The 22074-nt window shown below is 45.4% G+C and carries 20 protein-coding genes and 2 tRNA genes; 14 read left to right on the top strand and 8 right to left on the bottom strand.

Annotated features, from left to right (window positions below):
* Positions 1–11 precede the first annotated feature (11 nt).
* Positions 12–440, top strand: a complete 429-nt coding sequence (locus EYS00_RS02770; protein ID WP_130635034.1) for a MerC domain-containing protein — start codon at positions 12–14, stop codon at positions 438–440.
* On the opposite strand, the gene EYS00_RS02775 is transcribed toward EYS00_RS02770, so the two are convergent.
* From EYS00_RS02775 to rsgA, 4 genes are all read right to left on the bottom strand, one after another.
* Positions 424–1122, bottom strand: a complete 699-nt coding sequence (locus tag EYS00_RS02775; protein ID WP_130635035.1) for a glycerophosphodiester phosphodiesterase family protein — start codon at positions 1120–1122, stop codon at positions 424–426. The genes EYS00_RS02770 and EYS00_RS02775 overlap by 17 nt on opposite strands.
* Positions 1123–1128: 6 nt before the next feature.
* On the bottom strand, positions 1129–2007 hold the full coding sequence (locus tag EYS00_RS02780; protein ID WP_130635036.1) for a DMT family transporter: 879 nt from the start codon (positions 2005–2007) through the stop codon (positions 1129–1131).
* A 6-nt stretch (positions 2008–2013) separates the two neighbouring features.
* Entirely contained in the window at positions 2014–2871 is an 858-nt protein-coding gene (gene asd, locus EYS00_RS02785) for an archaetidylserine decarboxylase (RefSeq protein ID WP_130635037.1), read from the bottom strand.
* A 156-nt stretch (positions 2872–3027) separates the two neighbouring features.
* Complete coding sequence (gene rsgA, locus EYS00_RS02790; RefSeq protein WP_130635038.1) at positions 3028–4068, bottom strand: small ribosomal subunit biogenesis GTPase RsgA; 1041 nt, start codon at positions 4066–4068, stop codon at positions 3028–3030.
* 88 nt (positions 4069–4156) lie between these two features.
* Between rsgA and orn the strand changes: the two genes are divergently transcribed.
* The 6 genes from orn (at position 4157) to ilvN (ending at position 8287) form a co-directional block, all read left to right on the top strand.
* Positions 4157–4702 carry an oligoribonuclease gene (gene orn / locus EYS00_RS02795; protein ID WP_130635039.1) on the top strand — a complete coding sequence of 182 codons (546 nt, stop codon included), beginning with the start codon at positions 4157–4159 and terminating at the stop codon, positions 4700–4702.
* 103 nt (positions 4703–4805) lie between these two features.
* A tRNA-Gly gene (locus EYS00_RS02800) sits at positions 4806–4881 on the top strand.
* Between the two features lie 143 nt (positions 4882–5024).
* Positions 5025–5100 (top strand) — tRNA-Gly (locus EYS00_RS02805).
* A 383-nt stretch (positions 5101–5483) separates the two neighbouring features.
* Positions 5484–5867 (top strand): DUF413 domain-containing protein, encoded by a 384-nt coding sequence (gene maoP / locus EYS00_RS02810; RefSeq protein ID WP_130635040.1) that lies wholly within the window; start codon positions 5484–5486, stop codon positions 5865–5867.
* A 204-nt stretch (positions 5868–6071) separates the two neighbouring features.
* Complete coding sequence (locus tag EYS00_RS02815; protein WP_130635041.1) at positions 6072–7790, top strand: acetolactate synthase 3 large subunit; 1719 nt, start codon at positions 6072–6074, stop codon at positions 7788–7790.
* On the top strand, positions 7790–8287 hold the full coding sequence (gene ilvN, locus EYS00_RS02820) for an acetolactate synthase small subunit (RefSeq protein ID WP_130635042.1): 498 nt from the start codon (positions 7790–7792) through the stop codon (positions 8285–8287). The genes EYS00_RS02815 and ilvN overlap by 1 nt, the downstream gene beginning before the upstream one ends.
* Positions 8288–8551: 264 nt before the next feature.
* Here ilvN and iadA read toward each other — a convergent pair whose 3' ends face one another.
* The 3 genes from iadA to EYS00_RS02835 form a co-directional block, all read right to left on the bottom strand.
* Positions 8552–9724 carry a beta-aspartyl-peptidase gene (gene iadA / locus EYS00_RS02825; protein ID WP_130635043.1) on the bottom strand — a complete coding sequence of 391 codons (1173 nt, stop codon included), beginning with the start codon at positions 9722–9724 and terminating at the stop codon, positions 8552–8554.
* On the bottom strand, positions 9725–11143 hold the full coding sequence (gene yfcC / locus EYS00_RS02830; RefSeq protein WP_207301677.1) for a putative basic amino acid antiporter YfcC: 1419 nt from the start codon (positions 11141–11143) through the stop codon (positions 9725–9727). It lies immediately after the preceding gene.
* Positions 11144–11243: 100 nt separating this feature from the next.
* Entirely contained in the window at positions 11244–14198 is a 2955-nt protein-coding gene (locus EYS00_RS02835) for a TonB-dependent receptor domain-containing protein (RefSeq protein WP_130635045.1), read from the bottom strand.
* 699 nt (positions 14199–14897) lie between these two features.
* Between EYS00_RS02835 and EYS00_RS02840 the strand changes: the two genes are divergently transcribed.
* Positions 14898–16301, top strand: coding sequence for a cyanophycinase (locus EYS00_RS02840; protein ID WP_130635046.1), 1404 nt, complete (start codon positions 14898–14900; stop codon positions 16299–16301).
* Here EYS00_RS02840 and EYS00_RS02845 read toward each other — a convergent pair.
* Positions 16298–17212, bottom strand: coding sequence for a hypothetical protein (locus EYS00_RS02845; protein ID WP_141252464.1), 915 nt, complete (start codon positions 17210–17212; stop codon positions 16298–16300). The two genes, EYS00_RS02840 and EYS00_RS02845, sit on opposite strands and share 4 nt — an antisense overlap.
* A gap of 308 nt (positions 17213–17520) precedes the next feature.
* Between EYS00_RS02845 and tatA the strand changes: the two genes are divergently transcribed.
* The 6 genes from tatA to EYS00_RS02875 are packed head-to-tail and all read left to right on the top strand — an operon-like array spanning position 17521 to position 22072.
* A complete protein-coding gene (gene tatA / locus EYS00_RS02850; protein WP_130635048.1) occupies positions 17521–17760 on the top strand; it encodes a twin-arginine translocase TatA/TatE family subunit in 240 nt (79 codons plus the stop codon).
* Complete coding sequence (gene tatB / locus EYS00_RS02855; protein WP_130635049.1) at positions 17760–18059, top strand: Sec-independent protein translocase protein TatB; 300 nt, start codon at positions 17760–17762, stop codon at positions 18057–18059. The genes tatA and tatB overlap by 1 nt, the downstream gene beginning before the upstream one ends.
* Positions 18060–18818, top strand: coding sequence for a twin-arginine translocase subunit TatC (gene tatC, locus EYS00_RS02860; protein WP_130635050.1), 759 nt, complete (start codon positions 18060–18062; stop codon positions 18816–18818).
* A 32-nt stretch (positions 18819–18850) separates the two neighbouring features.
* Positions 18851–19405 carry a hypothetical protein gene (locus EYS00_RS02865; protein ID WP_130635051.1) on the top strand — a complete coding sequence of 185 codons (555 nt, stop codon included), beginning with the start codon at positions 18851–18853 and terminating at the stop codon, positions 19403–19405.
* Between the two features lies 1 nt (position 19406).
* Positions 19407–20183, top strand: a complete 777-nt coding sequence (locus EYS00_RS02870; protein ID WP_130635052.1) for a TatD family hydrolase — start codon at positions 19407–19409, stop codon at positions 20181–20183.
* 5 nt (positions 20184–20188) lie between these two features.
* Complete coding sequence (locus tag EYS00_RS02875) at positions 20189–22072, top strand: diguanylate cyclase (protein ID WP_130635053.1); 1884 nt, start codon at positions 20189–20191, stop codon at positions 22070–22072.
* The last annotated feature ends 2 nt before the right edge of the window (positions 22073–22074 follow it).

Below are 22074 nucleotides of genomic sequence, written 5' to 3' on the forward strand. Positions count from 1 at the left end.
GTGAAGAAGTAATGAAACAAACAAATGAAAATTTGACCAAACTGGACAAACTCGGCATTTGGATCTCGAGCCTTTGCGCTTTGCATTGCCTTGCGCTGCCCGTTATCGTTTCACTATTACCTTTGGTGGGTTCAAGCTTTTTTGCACAAGCTTGGTTCGAGCGTACCATTCTCACTGGCTCAATTATCATAGGCGCGATTGCTCTTATCTCAGGTGCAGCCCGTTATCACGGTCGTTATTACCCTCTTTTATTGCTCGTTGCTGGTGGATTTATCTACTGGAATAAAGGCTTTTTTGGTCACGACATTGAACCGCTAGCCGTGACTCTAGGTGCAGCGCTTATTGTTGCCGGCCATTGGATTAATATGCGTTTGTGTCGCCAATGCCGTTGCTGTAAAGATACGGTTTTTTCGTCGCACATTCCTAGCGAAGCGAAGTAAGCGCTTCTAACGCCACCCGTGGTTTGTTAGTAAATATACCATCCGCACCCCAGCGGGCGAGGGTAGTCATATCATCAATATTATCTACGGTGTAAACTAACACCTGATATCCTGCCTTTTTCGCTTCTTCAATGAAGGTCTTAGTCACAACATCTAGTGCTACGTGGATGTTAAGAGCACTCAGTTGCTTGGCATCAGACGTAATATCCAACGCATACGAGGCGGTTAGCGCACCAAGGCTTACCTCTGGCCAATAATGTTTAATCTGGCGCAACCATTGATGATTGAAAGAAGAAACGATAACTCTATCTAGAGAAATATCATTCTTAGACAAATCTGCTTTGACCGTTTTTACCCACGCTTGTGCATTTTGTAAGTACTTAACTTCAATGTTGCACCATGCTGACAAAGGAGTAATGGCAAGTACCTCAGAAAGCATCGGTATGCGATTGTTGTTTCCCGCATCTAGTGCTCTAAGTGAGGCGAGAGAGGCATCAAGAAGTTTGCCGTTCCCATTAGTGGTACGCTCTAAGTATCTGTCGTGAAATACAAGGATCCCTTCGGGGTGTTGATAAGTGTCGAACTCAATGCCATGAGCACCTTGGTCAAAGGCTAGCTTAAAAGCCTCTAGAGTGTTCTCTGGGGCCTCTGCGCTAGCACCACGGTGTGCAAATATCAGCATGAGGGATTACTCCTCTTCGGTGCGACCATGCAGTTTCTGTGCATTGATTGTTTCGTAAATCGATGCTGACGTAATAAGAACACCACCGATTAGTGCGCTCCAGCTGGGGTTTTCATCCAGAATAATTATAGCCAGTATAACGCCGTAAAACGGTTGCATGCAGGCAATCAGTGAGAAGGTTTTCGCACGTAAATGTCGCAGAGATGCGGCAATTAACGCATGAGGTAGCGCGGTAAATACGGTACCTAGTAGGGCCAATAATAACCAAGCTTCAGTCGAAGCTGAGCTAACATTATCGCTGAGAAAAGGCAACAGCACGATCACAACGATGAAGGTTTGCCAGCCCATGGCTTTCGCACCGCTATAGTGAGAAAAATGCTTACGGTGAAGGATGTTTCGTACGGCATAGAGAAACGCAGAACCAACGCCTATGAGCACTCCGAGAGTGATATCATTGTCGAGAGAAGTCTCGGGAACGATAAAGTAAACACCTATTATCACGATAAGTGCGGAAATGACGTCTTGCCATACTAATTTGATTTTTTCGAAAAAGGGTTCAATCAATACGGTAATAACCGGAAAGGTAAACAGCGCAATCATACCCACAGATACACCAGCAAACTGCATAGCCGCAAAATAAGAGACCCAGTGCACAGCCATTAAAATACCGAGACCGGTGGCGATTGCGTAATCTTTTGCAGATCTAAGTTTGAGACTGCCACGGCTCAGTAAGATAAATGAAAATAAAATTATGCACGCGAAAATAGAGCGCATTAGGGTGATATCTAGTGCATTTAACGGTACTAAACGGGAGAACAAGCCAGTGCCACCGAGCAGAATAACCGTAAAATGCAGCGATATAAGGCTGCGTTTAACTGGATCCATCAACGATTAGTCTTTTGATGCCATTGGCTGACCAAGTCGAGTCACTTGGCCTGGTGCTAGGTCTTCAAACTCAATCGCTCCCGGTTCGAAACAAGCAACAATGGTGGAGCCCAACTTAAAGCGACCAAGTTCGTCCCCTTTCTTGAGCTTAATGCTTGCTTCACCGTCTGTTTCATATGTCCAGTGTTGTACGTTCTTGCCTGCGGGAGGTGTAACAGTACCTGCCCATACGGTCTCGATACTCGCCACGATAGTTGCACCTACAAGTACCATGGCCATTTTGCCTACTGGTGTATCAAACAAGGCTACTACCCGTTCATTTCTAGCAAACAAGCCTGGAATATTTTCAGCAGTTAATGGATTTACAGAGAACAATTCTCCGGGTACATAAATCATGTCGGTTAACGTTCCATCTACAGGCATATGGATACGGTGATAGTCACGCGGTGCCAGATAAATAGTGGCAAACTTTCCGTTTTTAAAAGGTGTTGCTAACTCAGGCTTACCACCAAGTAGACTAGTTAGGCTGAAGTCATGGCCTTTTGCTTGAAAAATACTATCGGCCTCGATGTCACCAAATTGGCTTACCGTGCCATCCACCGCGTGAATAAGAACATCGTCTCGTTCATCGATAGTACGTGCTTCTGGTTTCAATGGTCGGGTGAAAAAGGCATTAAATGATGAATAGTGCTCAGGGTCAGAGTGCAGTGCTTCGCTCATGTCCACATTGTACTGTTTGATAAACAGCTTGATGATGGCCGTAGTTACACTACCTAGCTGTGCTTCTGCTAGTTTACCGACCGCGCGCGATAGCAAATGCTTTGGGGTAATGTATTGCAAGTTGACTTTTAACCAGTTGAGCACAAAAACTTCTCCGATGAAATGTGGGAACGATCCAAAAAATTATGCTGCACGAATTGTACAGCATTCTTTGTATTTACAAGCAACTTTAAGCTTATGATAGCGAATAGTTTGATATAAGCAGATAAGGCCTAGGGTGTAGGCCACCGAAATTTCATATTACCTCGGTGGTAAGCTGTGATTTGGTCTCTGCTCATCCATGGTGGTTAGTATTTTGTGATAACTCGCAAAGCGTGCTTCACTTATTTTACCCTCGTCAACCGCTTGTTTAATCAGACAGCCAGGGTCATTTAAGTGTTTACAGTCTCTAAATTTACATCCGCCCAAATACTCTCTGAACTCGATAAAGCCGGTAGTGATACGCTCGGTGGGAATATGCCACAAACCAAATTCTCGAACCCCCGGTGAATCAATCAAATCACCACCTGCGGGTAAGTGTAGTAACTTAGCGGTAGTGGTTGTGTGTTGCCCCAAACCGGATGTATCTGAGATTTCGCCAGTGAGCTCGTCAGCATCAGGAAGTACCTGATTGATTAAGCTCGACTTACCTACACCTGACTGCCCAACAAACACGCTTACATTGTTATTGAGGTGTTCATTCAAGGCGTCTAATCCTTCACCGGTTTTACAGCTGGTGAACAACAGTTGATAGCCAAGGTTTCTGTACACATCGAGTTGCTTATCTACGTCAGCGCGTTGTATATCATCGAGCAGCTCAATTTTATTCAGCACGATAATGGGAGTAATACCTATATCTTCGCAGGCAACAAGATAGCGGTCGATAATGTTGGTTGAGAGCGTCGGCAGCACCGCACTCACTACTATGATGTTATCGATGTTAGCGGCGATGGGCTTGATACCATCGTAAAAATCGGGTCGAGTCAGCACTGAATGACGATCTTTGACTATTTCAATCACACCCTTTACACCGCTTTCAGCGTCGTCACCTTTGCTGAAAAGTACCTTGTCCCCACAAACCACTGAATCGATAGTGCGGCGAATATGACATCGTGACAAACTACCATCTTCACACTCAACATCGGCATGCTTGCCAAAGCGTCCAATAACAGTTCCCGAGACTAAATTGGCTTCATCTATTATGCTTGAAGAAGCACTGTCTTGTTTAGTTTTAAGGCGCTTACTGCGATTTGCAGCCACTTGACGCTTTTGTCGATGTGTAAGTTTTGGTTTTTTCGCCACGATTATTATCTAGTTTCACGTATACTAGCGTAATGATACCGTTTGTTTGACGGGGTTGCCACGTATTGGCGAGCGTAAGGAAGTATGTATGAGTAAAAATGATAGCAATTTGGTTTGGATAGATTTAGAGATGACCGGGCTGGATCCTGAAACATGCGTTGTCTTAGAAATTGCGACCATAGTTACTGACCAACAGCTCAACGTGATCGCTGAGGGCCCTGTGATTGCGGTCCATCAGCCCAATAGCATCCTCGATAACATGGACGAGTGGTGTACACGAGTACATGGTGAATCTGGTTTAACAGACAGATGCAGAGAAAGTAACGTTTCGATAGACCAAGCGACGCAGCAAACCATAGAATTTTTGTCGCATTATGTTGGCGCAGGCAAATCGCCACTGTGTGGTAACACCATAGGTCAAGATCGCAGATTCATGGTGAAGTATATGCCTGAGCTTGAAAACTACTTCCATTACCGAAGTATTGATGTAAGCACTATTAAAGAATTAGTTCGTCGCTGGCAACCTGATGTATTGAAGGGTTTCAGTAAGCAAGGTACCCACCAAGCATTAGATGATATTCGCGAGTCTATCGCCGAATTACAGTATTATCGTACGAAGGTGTTTACGATTTAGTCAAAAGACAGCACATTCGCAAAAAATACCGAATTAAGTATTGCGTTACTGAAATATTTTTGTAAAATGCGCACCACTTCAAACGAAGTGCTTTTTTGTTGATGCGGGAATAGCTCAGTTGGTAGAGCACGACCTTGCCAAGGTCGGGGTCGCGAGTTCGAATCTCGTTTCCCGCTCCAATTCAAAAAAGTGTATTGCTTGATAGTTGAGAGCGTAGCGCACGACCCCGAGGGGACGCGCCCGGTATCTGGATAGTTACAAATCTGTTTCCCGCTCCGATTCAAAAGCAGTCATAATGAAAGATATGTTCATATCATTCTACGCGGGAATAGCTCAGTTGGTAGAGCACGACCTTGCCAAGGTCGGGGTCGCGAGTTCGAATCTCGTTTCCCGCTCCAAATTTTTCAATATCCAGAAAGCAAAACTGAATACGAGATGTCGCTCCCCCGAGGGTTCGCGCCCGTAGCCGGAAAGTTACAAATCTGTTTCCCGCTCCAAATTCTTCAAGAACCAAGAACCAAGAATCAAAAATAAAGCTGAATACGAGATGTCGCTCCCCTGAGTGGTCACGCCTGTAGCTTTAGGCTCACTATATTTTTGTGCTGTTTTAAATTTTTGTGAAAGCGTTCATTTTCACAGCCTCCCTGATTGACACCTCTGGATATTCCAGCTAAACAATTATCTAACGCCACTGTGGTTAACAACACTCAGTGTTAGCACACGTTGTGTGACGTAATGCAAATTCTCAAAGATGATAATTAGGTGTGTTTTGGGGGTAACTATGGCCACACTTTCCAGAGATGCGCTGAAAAAGCGCCCGTTTGCAGATCGTAAAAATTATCCGTATGGATTTTCCCGTTCTGGGGACTTTTCCATAATGGAAAGTAAAATGCTTCAAATGCATGGTAGTCTTATCGCAGCATTGGTCGATGGTGAGTTATCACCTGAAAACGAAGAAGAGATGAGCTATTTAGAGGCTGCATTGGGGCACCAACCGCCAAAAAACTCAGCGGAAAAGGCTTGGGTTAAATATCAAACAAGAATCAATCGTCCCAAAACTGCCAGTATCTATGGCGCTAAAAATGGCTCTGCCGGTGACGATGATGACGATGCAACGATTACTGAAGACAGCGACGATATAGATATCGACATAGATGAAGATTAAGTTGTTAATCTCATGTGAATGGTTGTCCTAATTTTTGCTCAAAAAATAGATAAATCGAAATATATATCCTAATTATAGTGAATATTGGGATATATATCTCACTTTTGTGTGATTTGCTGTTTTATCTTCCTAATTCCTTGGTTATAGTCCGCACATCGTTGAGTTTTACTAGCAAACGTTAACCCTTATACAGGAGAAAGCACTGTGAAAATGATGTCGGGCGCGGCCATGGTGGTTGAAGCGCTAAAAGATGTAGGAGTGACTCATGTGTTCGGTTACCCGGGTGGTGCCGTATTAGACATTTATGACGCGTTATTTGCGCAAGATGATGTCAAACACGTCCTCGTACGTCATGAACAGGCGGCTGCCCACATGGCAGATGGTTATGCTCGTTCAACAGGAAAAACCGGCACAGTGCTCGTCACCTCAGGCCCTGGAGCAACCAATACCATTACTGGTATCGCTACAGCGTACATGGACTCTATCCCCATGGTGGTTCTGTCTGGTCAGGTTCCTTCAAAGCACATTGGTGAAGATGCGTTCCAAGAAACAGACATGGTTGGGTGTTCACGCCCTATCGTTAAGCACAGCTTTTTGGTAAAACGCGCGGTAGATATCCCAGAAGCTATTGCAAAAGCCTATTACATTGCTAATACAGGTCGCCCAGGTCCAGTGGTTGTAGATTTACCGAAAGACCTCGTTAACGTGGCTGAAGAGCACCCTTATGTGTTCCCCACTGATGTAACCATGCGTTCTTACAACCCAACGGAAAAAGGCCATCCGAAGCAAATCAAAAAAGCCGTTGCTTCACTGCTGAAAGCGGAACGCCCTGTACTTTACGTAGGTGGTGGTGCAGTGGCGTGTGAAGCGTCAGCAAAAGTTATTGAACTGGCCGAGAAAATGAACACGCCGGTCACCTGTACCCTAATGGGCCTTGGTGCTTTCCCTGGCACCCACGACCAATTCGTTGGAATGTTGGGAATGCACGGTACGTTAGAAGCGAATAAGACCATGCACAATGCCGATTGCATTGTTGCCCTTGGCGCTCGCTTTGACGACCGCGTCACAAATAATGTTGATAAGTTCTGCCCTCATGCAGACATTATCCACGTAGATATCGACCCTGCTTCTATCTCTAAAACGGTAAATGCACATATTCCAGTGGTGGGTTCGGTAGATAAAGTACTAGACCAAATTTTGGAACTCGTAAATGAAGCTGACCTATCTGAGCAAACCACTAAGTTGGCCGACTGGTGGCAGCAGATCAACCAATGGCGCACACGTCAGTGCTTGAACTACGACCAAGGCGACACAGTCATTAAGCCCCAGCGTGTTATTGAAGCCTTGTACAAGCACACCAATGGTGAAGCGTATGTAAGCTCTGATGTTGGTCAACACCAAATGTTTGCAGCTTTGTATTACCCTTATGCTAAACCACGTCAATGGATCAATTCGGGTGGCTTAGGCACGATGGGCTTTGGATTACCAGCAGCCATGGGCGTACAGTTTGCTCATCCAGATGCTACCTCAGTTGTGGTTACTGGCGATGGTAGTATTCAGATGAATATTCAAGAGTTGTCTACCTGTTTACAGTACAACTTGCCGGTAAAAATTATTTCATTGAACAACCGTGCATTAGGTATGGTTCGTCAATGGCAAGACATGATCTACAAAGGCCGTCACTCTCACTCTTATATGGATTCAATGCCCGATTTTGTGAAGTTGGCCGAAGCCTATGGTCATGTTGGTATTAAGGTAGATAGCTTAGACGAGCTAGATGCCGCAATGGAGAAGTGTTTCAGTTATAAAGATCGCTTAGTGTTCATGGACATTGCAGTTGACCAAAACGAACACGTATACCCTATGCAGATTAAGTTTGGTGCTATGGATGACATGCGCCTAAGCAAGACGGAGCGAACCTAATGAAACGCATTATCTCAGTACTCATGGAAAACGCCCCTGGGGCATTGTCACGTATCATTGGTGTATTTTCTCAACGTGGCTACAACGTAGACTCCTTGTGTGTTGCACCCACTGATGACGAAAGCTTGTCACGCCTGACTATCATTACTCATGGCGACGACAAAGTTATCGAGCAAATCACTAAGCAAGTGAACAAGCTTATTGACGTGTTAAAGGTGGTGGACCTCACCGAAAACGCGCATATCGAGCGGGAGCTCATGCTCATTAAAGTAGCTACTCGCTCTGAGTCAGTACGCGCAGAAGTGAAGCGTAACAGTGACATTTTCCGCGGCTGTATTTTGGACGTCAATGCGTCTAACTACACCATTGAAATTACTGGTACATCAGACAAACTAGATGCGTTTGCAGCAACCATGGCACAATGTGCCGAGATCATCGAATCTTCACGTACCGGTGTTTGTGGCTTAGCTCGTGGTGAGCGAGCGCTTCGTCCGTAGTGTGAAACACAATGTACTTTTTACCACACGCCGAAATCCCATCCATGGGGGCTCGGCTGCGGCTTCCCTGCCGCAGACGGTGGTAAAAAGTACATTGCATTCCCCCTTTCATCACAACCTTTGTTAACAATCGTTTTGGTCCTAGCCAGAGTATCGCGTAAACCGTTGAAAATAATCTTGTGACAAGCCAAATTCTAGTGATTACTCAATAGTGATAAAGTCCGAGAAGCTGCTGATAGCTATGCTAAGTGACTGTGAACTTGGTCAAAGATCCTCAAAGGTACCTTTTACTAGTGCTACACCCTCTTGAGTCATATGTTGACCTTTGGCGAATACATGGTGAATATCGAAAGTCGTAGCGTCGAAAAGTACAATATCTGCATCACTTCCCGCAACGAGTCGCCCTTTTGTAGGGAGCTTTAAGATGTCGGCCGGACTGGTGGACACGGTGCGGATCGCCTGCTCCATGCTAACCCCAGAGGTTGATGCAAGCGTACTAAATGCGTCAAACAAACTGGCGACTTTACCTACCTCTAAACCAATTAAATGACCTTGGTTGTCAAAAACTGGCAGACTTGCGTTTCCGTCCGAACTCATGGTGAGTTGAGCGGCACTAATACCTTGTTGTAAACACCACGCAATGGCATCTGCTGCAGGGATCTCTCCATCGGCAATAAACTGAGCATTTGTGCTGGTGGTCATATCAATATACCCCCCCCGTTGCGCCCACGCCTTGCCTGCCTCAAGTAACGACTGATTGCGGTTAATGTGAGTAGGGTAAAACTGATGAGCAGGAATATCAGACTCATCAACAACACGATGAAGCATTTGTAATTTTTCTTCGCTGTCGCCAGTATGAATACTTACAATGCCTTTTTTGTTCGACAACATTCCCCCCACTCTTGCTTCGGCTGCCACTTTAGCGAGCTCGTTGACGGTGGGTTGAGAAGAGCGGTGATCCGCAATAGCCACTTCACCAATCCCAATGATGGGATCAATCAGCATGATGTCTTTAGTCACGCTACCCGTAATAGTAGGAGGAGGAAGGTGATAGGAGCCTGTGTAACAGTACGCTGATATACCCTCGTAGTTAAGCGCCTTCGCTTTGGCGACAAGTTCTTCTAGGGAGCGGGTGGTAGCGTCGGTGCCCAATGCGCCGATCACAGTAGTTACACCGTGTAAACTGGCTTCGGTTAACTGCATTTCAGGTGTACGCGTGTGAAAACCACCTTCACCGCCGCCGCCAGTGATATGCACGAGAGAGTCAACCAATCCTGGCATTGCCGCTAGCCCTTGGCCATCGATAATACGCACTGCATCACTACTCAGGTGAATAGCAGGCGCAATCGCGGCAATTTTATCATTTGCAATGAGGATGTCGTTCATCCCAAGGTGCGTGGGGCTATATACATTTACATTGCGAAGAAGCGTTATCATTTATGCGTAACCTATAACTACAGCAATCATAATAGCCGCAGAGGCTAAAACGAAAAGCGCTAAAACAAATTTCCAGATAAATCTGAACCATACTAGCCATTCTACCTTAGCCACGCCAAGACAACCTATTAAAGAGGCTGATGTAGGAATAATAAGATTCGTTAAACCATCACCAAGTTGAAATGCCAGTACCGATACCTGACGGGTAATGCCTACCAAATCGGCTAATGGTGCCATTAGGGGCATAGTTATCGCAGCTTGACCTGAACCAGAGGCTACAAAGAAATTAAAAACGCCTTGGAACACCAGCATAAGCAGTGCGCTTACTAGAGCGCCAGTCTCGGACAACCCCGACGCGGTAACGTGTAAAATGGTATTGAGTACAGACGGTGATGTAACGTCATCACCACCGAGAATAAGTACAATACCTTTCGCCATACCCACAATGAGGGCTGCAGGCAGTAAGGCTCTTGCGCCATCAACAAAAGCATCACTCACATCGTTGGCTCGCATTCTGCCGCCAACACAAGCGACAATACCAATAGCGATACCCATAGTAAAAAATTGCGAGGCAATCTGCGGAATATAGTAAGCATGAACCATGACTCCCCAAATGACCCAAACAATCGCTGCAGTAAATAGCAGCAAGATGACTTTATCTAAACCACTGAAATTGGTCTCGGTATCGATCTCATTCGGAGTAACAGTGGAGGGAGCTCGTTTGATTTTTTTCGCATACTGAAGGGTAAATAGCAATCCAAATACCGTAAATACCAACCACATCAACATTCTGAATTCATGTCCAGAGAGCAAAGGAACGTCGGCAATACCCTGTGCGATAGCTACTGAAAAAGGGTTCATCCAACTGGTGGCAAAGCCAATTTGGGTAGCAACATAAGTGATGAGGACCGCAGTGATGCCGTCGTAGCCCAGGGCGACTACCAACGGCACCAATACGATACAAAACGCGATGGCTTCCTCGCCCATACCGAAAACAGCACCACCGAGGGAAAACAATATAAAAATGAGGGGGATTAACAGGTTATCTGCATTTTTAAAACGAGATATCAGCGCCATAATTCCGTTGTTAATAGCACCCGTTTGCATAACGATGCCAAAGGCGCCACCCACAATGAGAATAAAGGCAACAACACCAACCGCAGATCCCCATTTATCTCCCGATACCATACCGTCAAAAGCATAGTTAAGCACACCCGTGGTATTACCTGAATCGTCGAATAAGGTAATAGAGGCAGAAGTGTCTTCAACATAGGTAAACGAATCTGCATCGACGACTAAACGGGTGTCACCATTTGCCAACGTTTTCTCTGTCTGTGCGAATTTACCCGGTGTCACTATGGCAGCTAGGCATCCAGCAACAATAATAACAAAGAATAAAATGACGAGAGCATCTGGCATCTTGACGGGTTGAGTAGACGGTGAGGACACGAGATTCTCCTACAGTTTTTGATGTTAGAACAAGGAGTTGCTAGGGCCTACTGACCCTAGCTTATGAGGCTTACTTAAAATAGTAGCTCAAAGATACACTGTATGTCGTGCCATAAGGGTCGTGATTGTAGGCATCAAACCCTCTTGCAGAGCCATAGGCAACGGGAGCATCTTCGTCAAAAAGATTATCAAGGGTAAAGCGAAGATCCATATTCTCGAAGTAGTATCCTGCACTCAGTGTCACTGTGGTCCAGCTCTCTACGTCTCGGTTCCCATCTGCATCTAATACACCTAGCGCTTCAACTTCGTCAAACTCGCGATTGCGTAATCGAATGATGTCGTCTTGATAACTGCCCGTGTAATAAACGTAGGCACCAGCATACCAATCATCAGTGACGTAGAAGATCTCTGCGCTAGCCACGGTCTCTGGATACCTGAAAGTACCCGCAAGTTCCTCGATTTCATCAGAGCCCGGTTTGTTGCGATCGTAACTCAAGTAATGAGTACCAGAGAATCCAAGTTCGATGGTGCCTTTACTCAGTTCAATATCTTGAATGATACGCCAGTCAACACCCGACAGTTCCTGTGTACCAGTGTTTTCTAGTTGTAGGATATGGTCGCGGTAAAGTGGTAACTCGTAAAAGCGGGGATCGTCAAAAGCTATCCATGCATCTAGGATCTCCGTTAAATTAGCACCGTCTTCTTCAATGGTTAGGCCACTGTCATCGGTAACCAGACATAAGTCTGGATCATAAGAAATACCGGTTTGACCTTCAGGTACGATTCCGCAATGGCGCAGTGATGCGTCATTAATGGCTGCTGCTAATACACCTGTCATGTTGGTATCAACAATATCTTCGTGGTCAAATTGCCAGTAGTCGATAGTGATGTGGGTTTTCTCGGTAGGGCTGTAGGCTAATCCAATACTCAACGCTTCGGATTCTTCTGCTTTTAAACTAGCGTTACCCAGTTCAAGCACGTTGTTGCCTCTGACGCTACCTTGGCCTTCACAATACAAATCAGCCACAGCTTGGTTAGCTGAACAATCAAACGAAGCACGCGTGGTTCTTAGTTTTACGCCTGCTTGTGTTAACGATGGTGCTCTAAAGGCTGTAGACCAGGCGCCGCGAAGAATAAGGTCATCGACAGGGCGGAAAACTACGCCAATTTTAGGGTTGAACGTGCTGCCGAAATCGTTGTAGTCATCAAAGCGTCCCGCAAGGCTAACATCGAGCTTTTCGCTAACAGGAACGAATAACTCAACAAATGCGCCAAATTGATTTCTATCTGCTGCTGATAAGCTAGATCCAAAGCCAAACACGTCCACTAAGTAATCATTACTTGCCTGTGCCTGCGCGTTAAGTGACGGTGTATCGGTGATTTCTTCCCGTCGGAATTCGACACCCGCTGCCATCATAATAGCTTCATCGCCCCACTGCATAAGCTCGCCGTTAACTTTAGCGTCTAGGGCAAACACCTCACTGGTCCCATCTCGGGTTGGCACTTCTTGGGTTAAAGCCAAAATTTGATCATTTGCAGTTACACCCACTGCGAAAGGGTTGTATGCGTTAACGAGGGAACCACTTCCACAGGTTAATACATCAGAATCGTAGTCATAGTCAGCGATACTTCCATCGCTGCACAGCTCACCATGTACTGCAGCAGTGTATTTATAACGATTGTAGATCCCCGCTACTGCTTCTTGTGAGGATTCACTGTTCGAGTATGTCACACCAGCTTCCCATTCCCAGTCGTTGAATTCACCTTGAAGCACTGAGACTAAGCGATAAGCTGTGGTATCGATTTCAATGGTTCGCGGTGTTGAAAAGCGAGCATCGTATTGGAATCCGTATAAATCCTGTCCTGCAAACGATGTGAATGGGTCTATATACATGTTATCGAGCAATGCATTTCGCGTAGTATCATCAAAAACGTCTAATGCTGTCTCTGGAACCCATGGACCCTCGCTATCATCCACTTGATTGATGGGGGCTGGAGAAGAAAATGAGGTCGACTTATTGTGAGAGACTAAAAGTTCAGTTCTCCATGTTAAGTCATTAATCTCTTGAGTATAGGTGACACCACCAGAATACGCTGTGAGCGGAGTTTCAAAGTAATCGTCTTCGTTACCGTAGTAGGCACAAATTTCCTCACCAAACTCTGTCGTCACTAATGGACTCGCACAATTGGGTGCGCCAATTTCATTGCCGTCACGTGCGGCAAAATAGTAGATGTTCGGCGTGTTTTTAGGTAAGTAAGAGTAGCTACTGGTGAGCAAAGGATCACGAGTTTGCGAGAAGTCTGTCGCTCGCGCGTCGTTGCGGTCGTAGTAATCTAGGTATGCCGTAACATTACTGTTATCAAAGCTTTTTCCCCACAGTACTTGAAAGTTTGTCGCACCGTGGTCATGGCTATTGGTTGTGTTTTCATAACGACCGTTGAGTTCTAGCCCTTCGTAGTTGTCTTTCAAAATATAATTGATGACACCGGCGACTGCGTCAGCACCATAAATTGCTGAAGCACCTGTCGCTAATATCTCTACACGCTCTACCGCAGAGGCTGGAATACTATTAACGTCGACGAAGTTCTCGGTGCCCGCTGCAAAAGAACTTGCTGCGATACGACGCCCATTCACCAAAGTCAGTGTTGCTGATGGACCAATACCCCGTAATGAAGCCGCGGCTTGACCTGCCGGTGTGGAGGTAGATGTTGCGCCGCTTTGCGTAGTATCAAAAGACCCAAGGCCACCACGCGTTTGGCTTACGGTACGCATCAGGTCTGAAATGGTAGAAGCGCCTGTTTTTGCAATGTCCTCAGCCGTGAGTACGGTCAGAGGCTGCGCGCCTTCCATATCTACACCACGGATATTAGTACCCGTGACTTGAATGCGTTCGACGGTTTCGGTGGTCTCGTCTGAAATAGCGTCTTGTGCGTAAGCGGCTGCAAAGGATAAAGGGTTTAACGACAATACGACAGCACTTCCTAATGCGCCGCCAATGGTCTTGGAGATAGCAGATAGTTTCATTGGATTTTCCTCAACACGCAAACGGTCTAATGCCGCTTTAGCGCGATATAAACACTCGTTGTAATTTTTAGATGTAATTAAGGTGCTGCATGAGACGCAGCAGAGTTCGCTCCACGGACGTGGAGGAATCTGGGGCTATTCGTCGAACCACTCCGACAAATAGAAAGTTTGATAGCAATAGGCGCCAAAATTGGCGGCTTTTTTATGCATCGTTTATTCCGAGGTATGCGACAATTTATGCATTTTGCCGCTGAGTAAAAAATGAAACTAGCCATTAAAAGGCTGTTGACATGTTTTTAGTGTTACCACTAGTTTCGTAAGAAGTCAATCTCAATGCCTGGGTGAAATTTAACCTCATGTTACTTTTTTTAATACGTCTTTTTGAAGAAATAGCCCCCTTGTTTTTAATGCCTAAAAAATTAAAAAATATTATTTTACAGTGCTTTGCTTTTTTCTTTTGACAGCTTTTCAAGCGAATATGATTTAGTGCTAGCTGGAGGCGCGCTCTCAACTTGTTCAAGTTTGTCCCCACAAAATTGCAAATCATCGGCGCAATTTTCTGATGCTAAAGCCGCTCAATATTACGAGGTTTCTCTTTCATCCCTATCTCGATTGGCCTCATTAGCAAATAAATTTGATATTGATATTGAATCTCAATATTCATATTTGGTGAATGTTTATTCATCTTTAGGTGAGGTGGTGCTTACCAAAAATCGTCTATTTGATGCATTGAATGGCCAAGGGATGTCTGATGATGCTATTCGAGCACTTGCAGATAGCCAGTACTTCCTAATGTTAGATGCACTAGAAAAAGCGCAGTTTGATGAAAAAGGCCGACGTCTAACAGAAAAAGTCCAGCTCAATGAGACAGTGAGTCCTTATAGCATTGATATTTATCAACGGTTTATTGCGCTAGCGAAGCAAAATACACCCGAGGGACAAGCCACTAAAATTGGTGTAGTTACCGCCTCTTCGAGAGATGCATTTGAAGCCGCCGATTTTTATACGGGAGTTTTTAATCAAACAGGCGTCGAGGTCGTTTGGCTTCCGCTGACAGCGGCTTTTCAGGGGGCTTTGGGTGACGAGGCACGTGGGTTCGAAGGCTGTAGTAATCTAGAGAAATACCAAGCCGCTCACCAGTTATATGATCGCAAAAGGCTATACCCACAGCGTTTTGAGCGTCAAAACAAATACTGTAAGTCTCCTTCTGAACTCACAAGTCTTATAGAAAGTTTAGATGGCCTCTTTTTTAACGGTGGCGATCAATCACGCACTTTGGCTGCACTACAAACGCCGGCCGGCGTTGCCTCTGAGTTCTTCTTGGCTATAAAGCGTCAATTGGAAAAAGGTGACATAGTGATAGGGGGAACCAGTGCAGGGACTGCGGTACAGGCGGGTGGATTTTGGAAAAATCGCCCCATCCCTATGCTGACGAGTGGTCATTCTCGCTCGGCGTTATCTCGAGGCATTTTTTACCTACCTCCACCCTCAGCACGATGTGATGATGGGTCATGTAGTGACTCTTTGTTGCCGGGAGACATTACCGTGGCAGCTAAGGGTGGTACTGGATTTTTTGATTTTGGGCTTACCGATACACACTTTTCTGAGCGCGATAGGGAAACGCGATTAGTCGTTGCTACCGCACTCACTGGACAGCGTTTGGGTTTTGGTGTTGATGAAACCACGGCACTGCTGGTGAAGCTAGACAATGCTAATCCAATGTTTGAAGTGATAGGTAAAGCTGGCGTGTTTGTTGTTGATATGCATCACGGACAACTTCAACAAAGTAACCAAGATGATGAGGTAAATAGGACACTGGGTGGTTTAGTGAGCTATTGGCCTAATGGGACGCTCGCAAGGAAAGAGGGGAAACAAATCGAAGTAGAGTTTTCACCGTTAGCGAGCACTGCTCATATCGAATTTGAGGAAGGGCAGTGGCGTAACGCAACCACGCCATTATGTAAGGGCAAGTCCGAGGTTAATTGGCAACAGTTTGACAATAGGTATGTGTTAAGGACCTCCTCAGAATCTAAAACAGCGTTATTTGGTTCAGGGTTGTGTGGCTATCACAAGGTGCCTTTTGTGATAACTAACACTTTTTAGTTGCCACCATAGTAGGCCTCTACACGCAGCGCAACGCCAAAACTCGGTTTGAAGTCTTCATCGCGAATAAACAATACAAAGGGCTCTACGTCAAAATAGAGCCACTCTCTCAGTGGGTTGGTTCGCCATCGCGCACCTGTGTAGACTTCTTGTACTCTATAGTTTGGCTCACTGACGCCTTCGGTGAGGACGTTGTATATCATGGCTTGTTTACTGGATAGCGGAACAAAATATTGATACTCATGGCGCCAGCGCCAATCGTTAGATTCGTCTCTGTAGTAAAAGCGGGTGTTAAATCTGGATACCTTACCATTGTCATTATTGCGCTGAAAAATAGCGCCAATTTCGGCACCAAAGCGGTCTCGCGTGTAGTAGTAAAGTTCGCTGTCATACATAAACGACCAATGATCATTGATGACTTTGTTGTTTCTGTAGCGCGCTTTGACGTAAAACTGATCTCGTCTGCCAGCACCTACGCGAAATGCAAAGTTTGAATCATCTAATGGTCGATAGCGCAATGATACTGTTGCTCTGTCACCTTGTTCGAAGACTGGTGGGCGAGCAACTTTTACCGCATCATTGATAGCCTCGTCTTCATTGTCGCTCAGTAGTAGATCGACTCTATCTTTGAGAGCGGGCAATGTGACCCGAATGCGAAATCTAACATCCGTTTGCGAAAAGTCGCGGGTTCTTGGTTCCCAACTAAATGTTATGCGGCCCTCAGCACGGGCGTCCTGAGTGTCGTCTTGATCATCTGCAAACATGTTGTCGAGGGTGTTTGCAGTAGCATCCATCGATGTGGTGAGACGTGATTGCCATTCGTCGAACCATTGTCTGGGAGAGGCGTCTTGCTGGTCGGTGGAACTCTCACTACTCGCCTCAGCAGCAGAGCATACATGGTTCGATACCATCGCAAAACATCCAATGATTACCAGCTTCGAAACTCTCAATATACCGCTCCTGCGTTAACGACCTCACAATGTCAATTTGTGACTCTTTACATTGAGAATGGTCTGTGTACGCAAAAAGGTCAATGCATTCTTTTCTTCTAGCCCAAGACTAAAAGCACACTTTTTTGTGTCAATACCGTGAAAATTGCGCCAGTCAACTCAGTTCCACTTCCCATCAAAACAGTGATTACTTATAGTGGAAAATATTCACGTGAAAGCTTGTGCTTGCAATGGCATACTGTGGTTAAAGAAGTCTTAGGGAATTTGCTATGGGAAATATGGGTTTTTGGCAGCTAGTCATCATTCTAGTGATTGTCGTTTTGTTATTTGGTACCAAGCGATTAAAAGGTATTGGTAGTGATTTAGGTGGAGCAATCAAAGGCTTCAAAAAAGCGGTAACCGATGAAGAGAAAGACGCTGACTTTTCGTCACAAAAGAAAGTAGAAAATACCGCTGAAAATAGTGCAACTACATCAGCGCCTCAAAGTGAAGTGAAAGATAAGTCTTAATGTTTGATATCGGTTTCTGGGAAATCCTTGTCATTAGTGTGCTAGCGCTGCTTATACTTGGGCCTGAGCGTCTGCCCGGTGCTATCCGCTCTACTATGAAAACCGTGAGAGGTGTTAGAAATGTTGCCTCAGGGTTCAAACAAGAGGTTGAGCATCAATTACGTGTGCACGAGCTTCATGAAAACTTGAAAAAAGCTGAGCAGCAGGGTCTAAACAACTTGTCACCCGAACTTGAAAAAAGCGTGGACGAGCTAAAGAAAGCCGCGGAATCAGTTCAAGAACCCTATAAAAAACAATAAATGTCAGATACTAATACACTTATCTCTCACCTAGTTGAGCTGCGAAGTCGAGTGCTCAAAGCATTGCTGAGCGTTTTTGTTGTGTTCGCTTGCTTGGCGTATTTTTCTCAGGATTTGTACCAGCTTCTGGCAATGCCATTACTCGAAGCACTACCTGATAATGCAACCATGATAGCTACCGATGTTGCATCGCCATTCTTTGCACCGTTTAAACTTACACTCGTCTTGTCTTTCTTCATTGCAATCCCCTACGTACTTTATCAAGTGTGGGGATTTGTAGCGCCTGGTCTCTATCGCAACGAAAAGAAGCTGGTGGCCCCCTTATTGTTGTCTAGTACTTTGCTATTCTACTTGGGAATTGCATTTGCTTATTTTGTGGTTTTTCCCGTGGTGTTTGCGTTTTTCTCAAGCGTTGCTCCAGAGGGAGTGACGATGAGCACAGATATTTCCAGTTACCTCAATTTTGTATTGAAACTGTTTTTTGCTTTTGGTGTCTCATTCGAGATTCCCATTGCAATAGTTCTACTGTGTTGGACGGGTGTGACTGACGCCGCATCACTAAGAGAGAAGCGCCCTTATGTATTTGTAGGCGCTTTTGTTGTGGGTATGTTGCTAACGCCGCCCGATGTGATATCTCAGACGTTGTTAGCCATTCCAATGTGGTTGCTGTTTGAGATAGGGATCATTGTTGGTAGTGTTTATGCGGGCAGAAACAAACAGGAAGATGAAGAAACTCCTGACGAGCCAGCAAATTCTTAACTCACGAATAAAATAATTAAAAAGGTAATAAAATGAAGTTTTCAGCATTGCGCGTAGTGGTAGGCGTATTTTCATTGGCAATTGGGAGTCAAGTGAGTGCAGAAACCATCGGTGAAGCTCTGTCAAAATGTAGTGCAACAGAAAATAGTCTTCAGCGTTTGGTGTGCTACGACCGCGTTGTGAAAGATATGAATCAATACGAAGGTTTGGATACAGAAGCCGCTCGTACCATTACTGCATCACCAGTTTATACGCCAGTTGCACCACAAAGGCCTTTACCACAACAACCTAGCGTAGCTCAGCGCCCAGCGCCGCCCTCTGAGCAGGACGAATTTGGCCTAGAGCACAAACGCGATACTGACGAGATGGCTCAAGGTCAATCAAGCGTCATTGCTCAGGTAAAGAAAAACGCGTATAGAAAATATGAATTTACGTTGAATAACGGACAGGTTTGGCGTCAAACAGACGACAGCTCCATCAAATTGGAAGAGGGGATTGCCGTTCAGATTGAACGTGGTGTTCTGGGATCATTCTTCCTGTCAATTGATGGTTTGAACAAGCGCATGCGAGTGAAGCGAATAAAGTAATATGGCATGGTTTGACGCTGGCGTTAACTTACTCGACCCAAGGTTCGAGCAAGATGCTGTCATAGAGCGAGCATTGAATGCTGGCGTGTCAAAATTGTGTGTGATTACCACCAATCCGAAAGAGTGGGAAAACGCACAGTTGCTATATCAAAAGTACCCCAATTACCTCTGCTACACATTGGGCGTTCACCCGCATTACGCCAAAGATGTAAACGAGAGTGATTTTATAAACTTACGCAGTATGCTTAACGCCCCAGGTGTTGTTGCTGTGGGAGAATGTGGTCTCGACTTTAATCGCAACTTTTCTCCGCAAGATGTTCAAATTGATGTATTTCGACAACAACTACGACTGGCAAATGAGGTTGGGTTACCCGTTTATCTACACGAGCGAGATGCATTTGAACAACAGTGCTTGTGCTTGAAGGAAATACCGCCTCAATTCGGAGGAATCGCTCACTGTTTTACGGGAACAAAAGCGCAGCTTGAACACTACGTGAATCTGGGGTTGTATGTTGGAATTACTGGGTGGCTTTGTGATGACAAGCGGGGAGAATCACTGAGAGACGCCGTTACTGCGCTACCCATAGAGCGATTGATACTGGAGACAGATGGACCCTATTTGTTTCCCAAAACACTGCGACCTCGCAAACGGAATAACGAGCCGTGCAATATCCCTCATATCGGAGAATATGTTGCATCACAATTAGACGTGGCACCATCGGCTATAATGGAATCTAGCTACCACAACACTTGTCGTTTATTTAACATCACTGACTGAGTTGTATGCATTTACAAACTGAAACCGTTAAGCGGTATGACATTTGGCTGATTTTAACGACGGTGGTTGCGGCAGTTTGCTTCTTCGGCCTTTCGCTACAGTTAACCCCTCAAGGTGATACGCAAGCTAACTATTCTCAACTCAAGTACCTGACAGTAGAACAAGATGATCTAAGCCTACCTGAGGTTCGAAGTGCCAAAGATAGCAACTGGGAAAATATCAAATCACCAGTGAACTTAGGTCTAAGCAATGCGGTGCATTGGTTTAAGCTGGAACTCGCGCCCATTCCCAGTGACGCTGGCGGTTATTTTTTACAAGTTGATTACCCTCTTATTGATAGCTTATCCATAGCCGTTTACGACCAAACCGCTACACAGCCGAAAGTTGTTTTTAAAGCGGGTGATGGACATGAAGTACTTGAAAACAGCGTGCCGTTTAATTCACCGGTATTCCCTTTGCCATCCAGCGACCAGTCTCAATTGGTGATTTTGAGTGCTGAAACTTCCGGTGCCGTTAGGGTGCCCATACACGTGTGGCACGAGAGGGATATTATTGATTATTCCTCTCGCAAGTTTTTTGTGCTCGGTGTTTTTATCGGGTTTTTGTGTGCTATGGGGCTTGGCCACTTCTTCCTATTTATCACCACCAAAAGCCTTTCATTTGGTTACTATTCAGGTTATCTCATCAGCTTAACGCTAACTTTAGTGTCGTTACATGGTGTGGGCTACAACTACTGGTGGCAAGACTTTAGTGGCTTTCAACATCGTGGTTTAGTGTTGTTTGCAAACATGACAGTTATGTTTGGGCTTGCTTTCGCTGGGGCCATGTTACCTCTCACTTCGCTGCACAAAATGCTCCCAAGAGTTTTCCAAGGTATTTTCTGGCTGTTTGCATTGTTTGCACTGTTGAGCTTGATTGCTCCTTATCATTTGATGTTACAAGTACTGTTCGTCATGGGGAGCGCCATAGCGTTAGCGGTATTTACCTTGAGCATGATTTATGTGGTCAAAGGCGAGACCATAGCCCGTTTCTTAGCTTTTGGTTGGGTATTTTTACTACTGAGTGTGATCGTTGCATCCGCTGAAGCAACCGCATTGGTTACCCTTCCTTATTCAGCTGGTCACATCCTGATGGTTGGGGCACTCGTAGAAACCTCTGTATTAAGTCTTGTACTGGCGATTCGCTATGCTTTCAGGCGCACTGAAATCTATGACGCTCAGTCTCGAGTGTTAGAGCAAGAGAGACAGGCAAATTTAGCGAAGGAAAAGTTGCTAGAAGCACAACAGCAACACAAAGATGAACTGGAATATAAGGTAGAAGAGCGCACCCTTGAGCTTGAGATTACGCTGCGAGAGTTATCTGAAACCAACGAAGAATTGAAGCGTCTCAATGCTATCGATCCCCTGACGGGAATTAACAATCGCAGACACTTTGACAAGCGACTAAAAAACGAAGGGCGCAGAAGCCGTCGAGAGCAAACGTATCTCTCGCTAGCGATTCTAGATATTGACCATTTTAAAGTGGTGAATGATACCTTTGGGCATGATGCCGGTGATGAGTGCTTGCGTCATGTGGCTAAACTGTTTAAAACCATGCTTCATCGTCCGACTGATGATTTGTGCCGTATTGGTGGCGAGGAATTTGCGATTATCTTACCTAACACTGAAGCTGATGGCGCATTTCACGTAGTAGAATCTATGCGTGAAAAATTGGCTCAGTCACCGGTCAACTATGAAGGTCAAGTGATCAACCTGACGATGAGTGCGGGCATTGCGACCGGTAAGATCACCAGCGATGAGCAACATGGCGTACTGTATAAGTCTGCCGATGAGCAATTATACGAATCTAAAAATAACGGCCGTAACCGCGTTACAGTAAAACAATTATAGGA

The organism is Alteromonas sp. KUL49, assembly GCF_006538345.1.
In the GTDB taxonomy this organism is placed as follows: domain Bacteria; phylum Pseudomonadota; class Gammaproteobacteria; order Enterobacterales; family Alteromonadaceae; genus Alteromonas.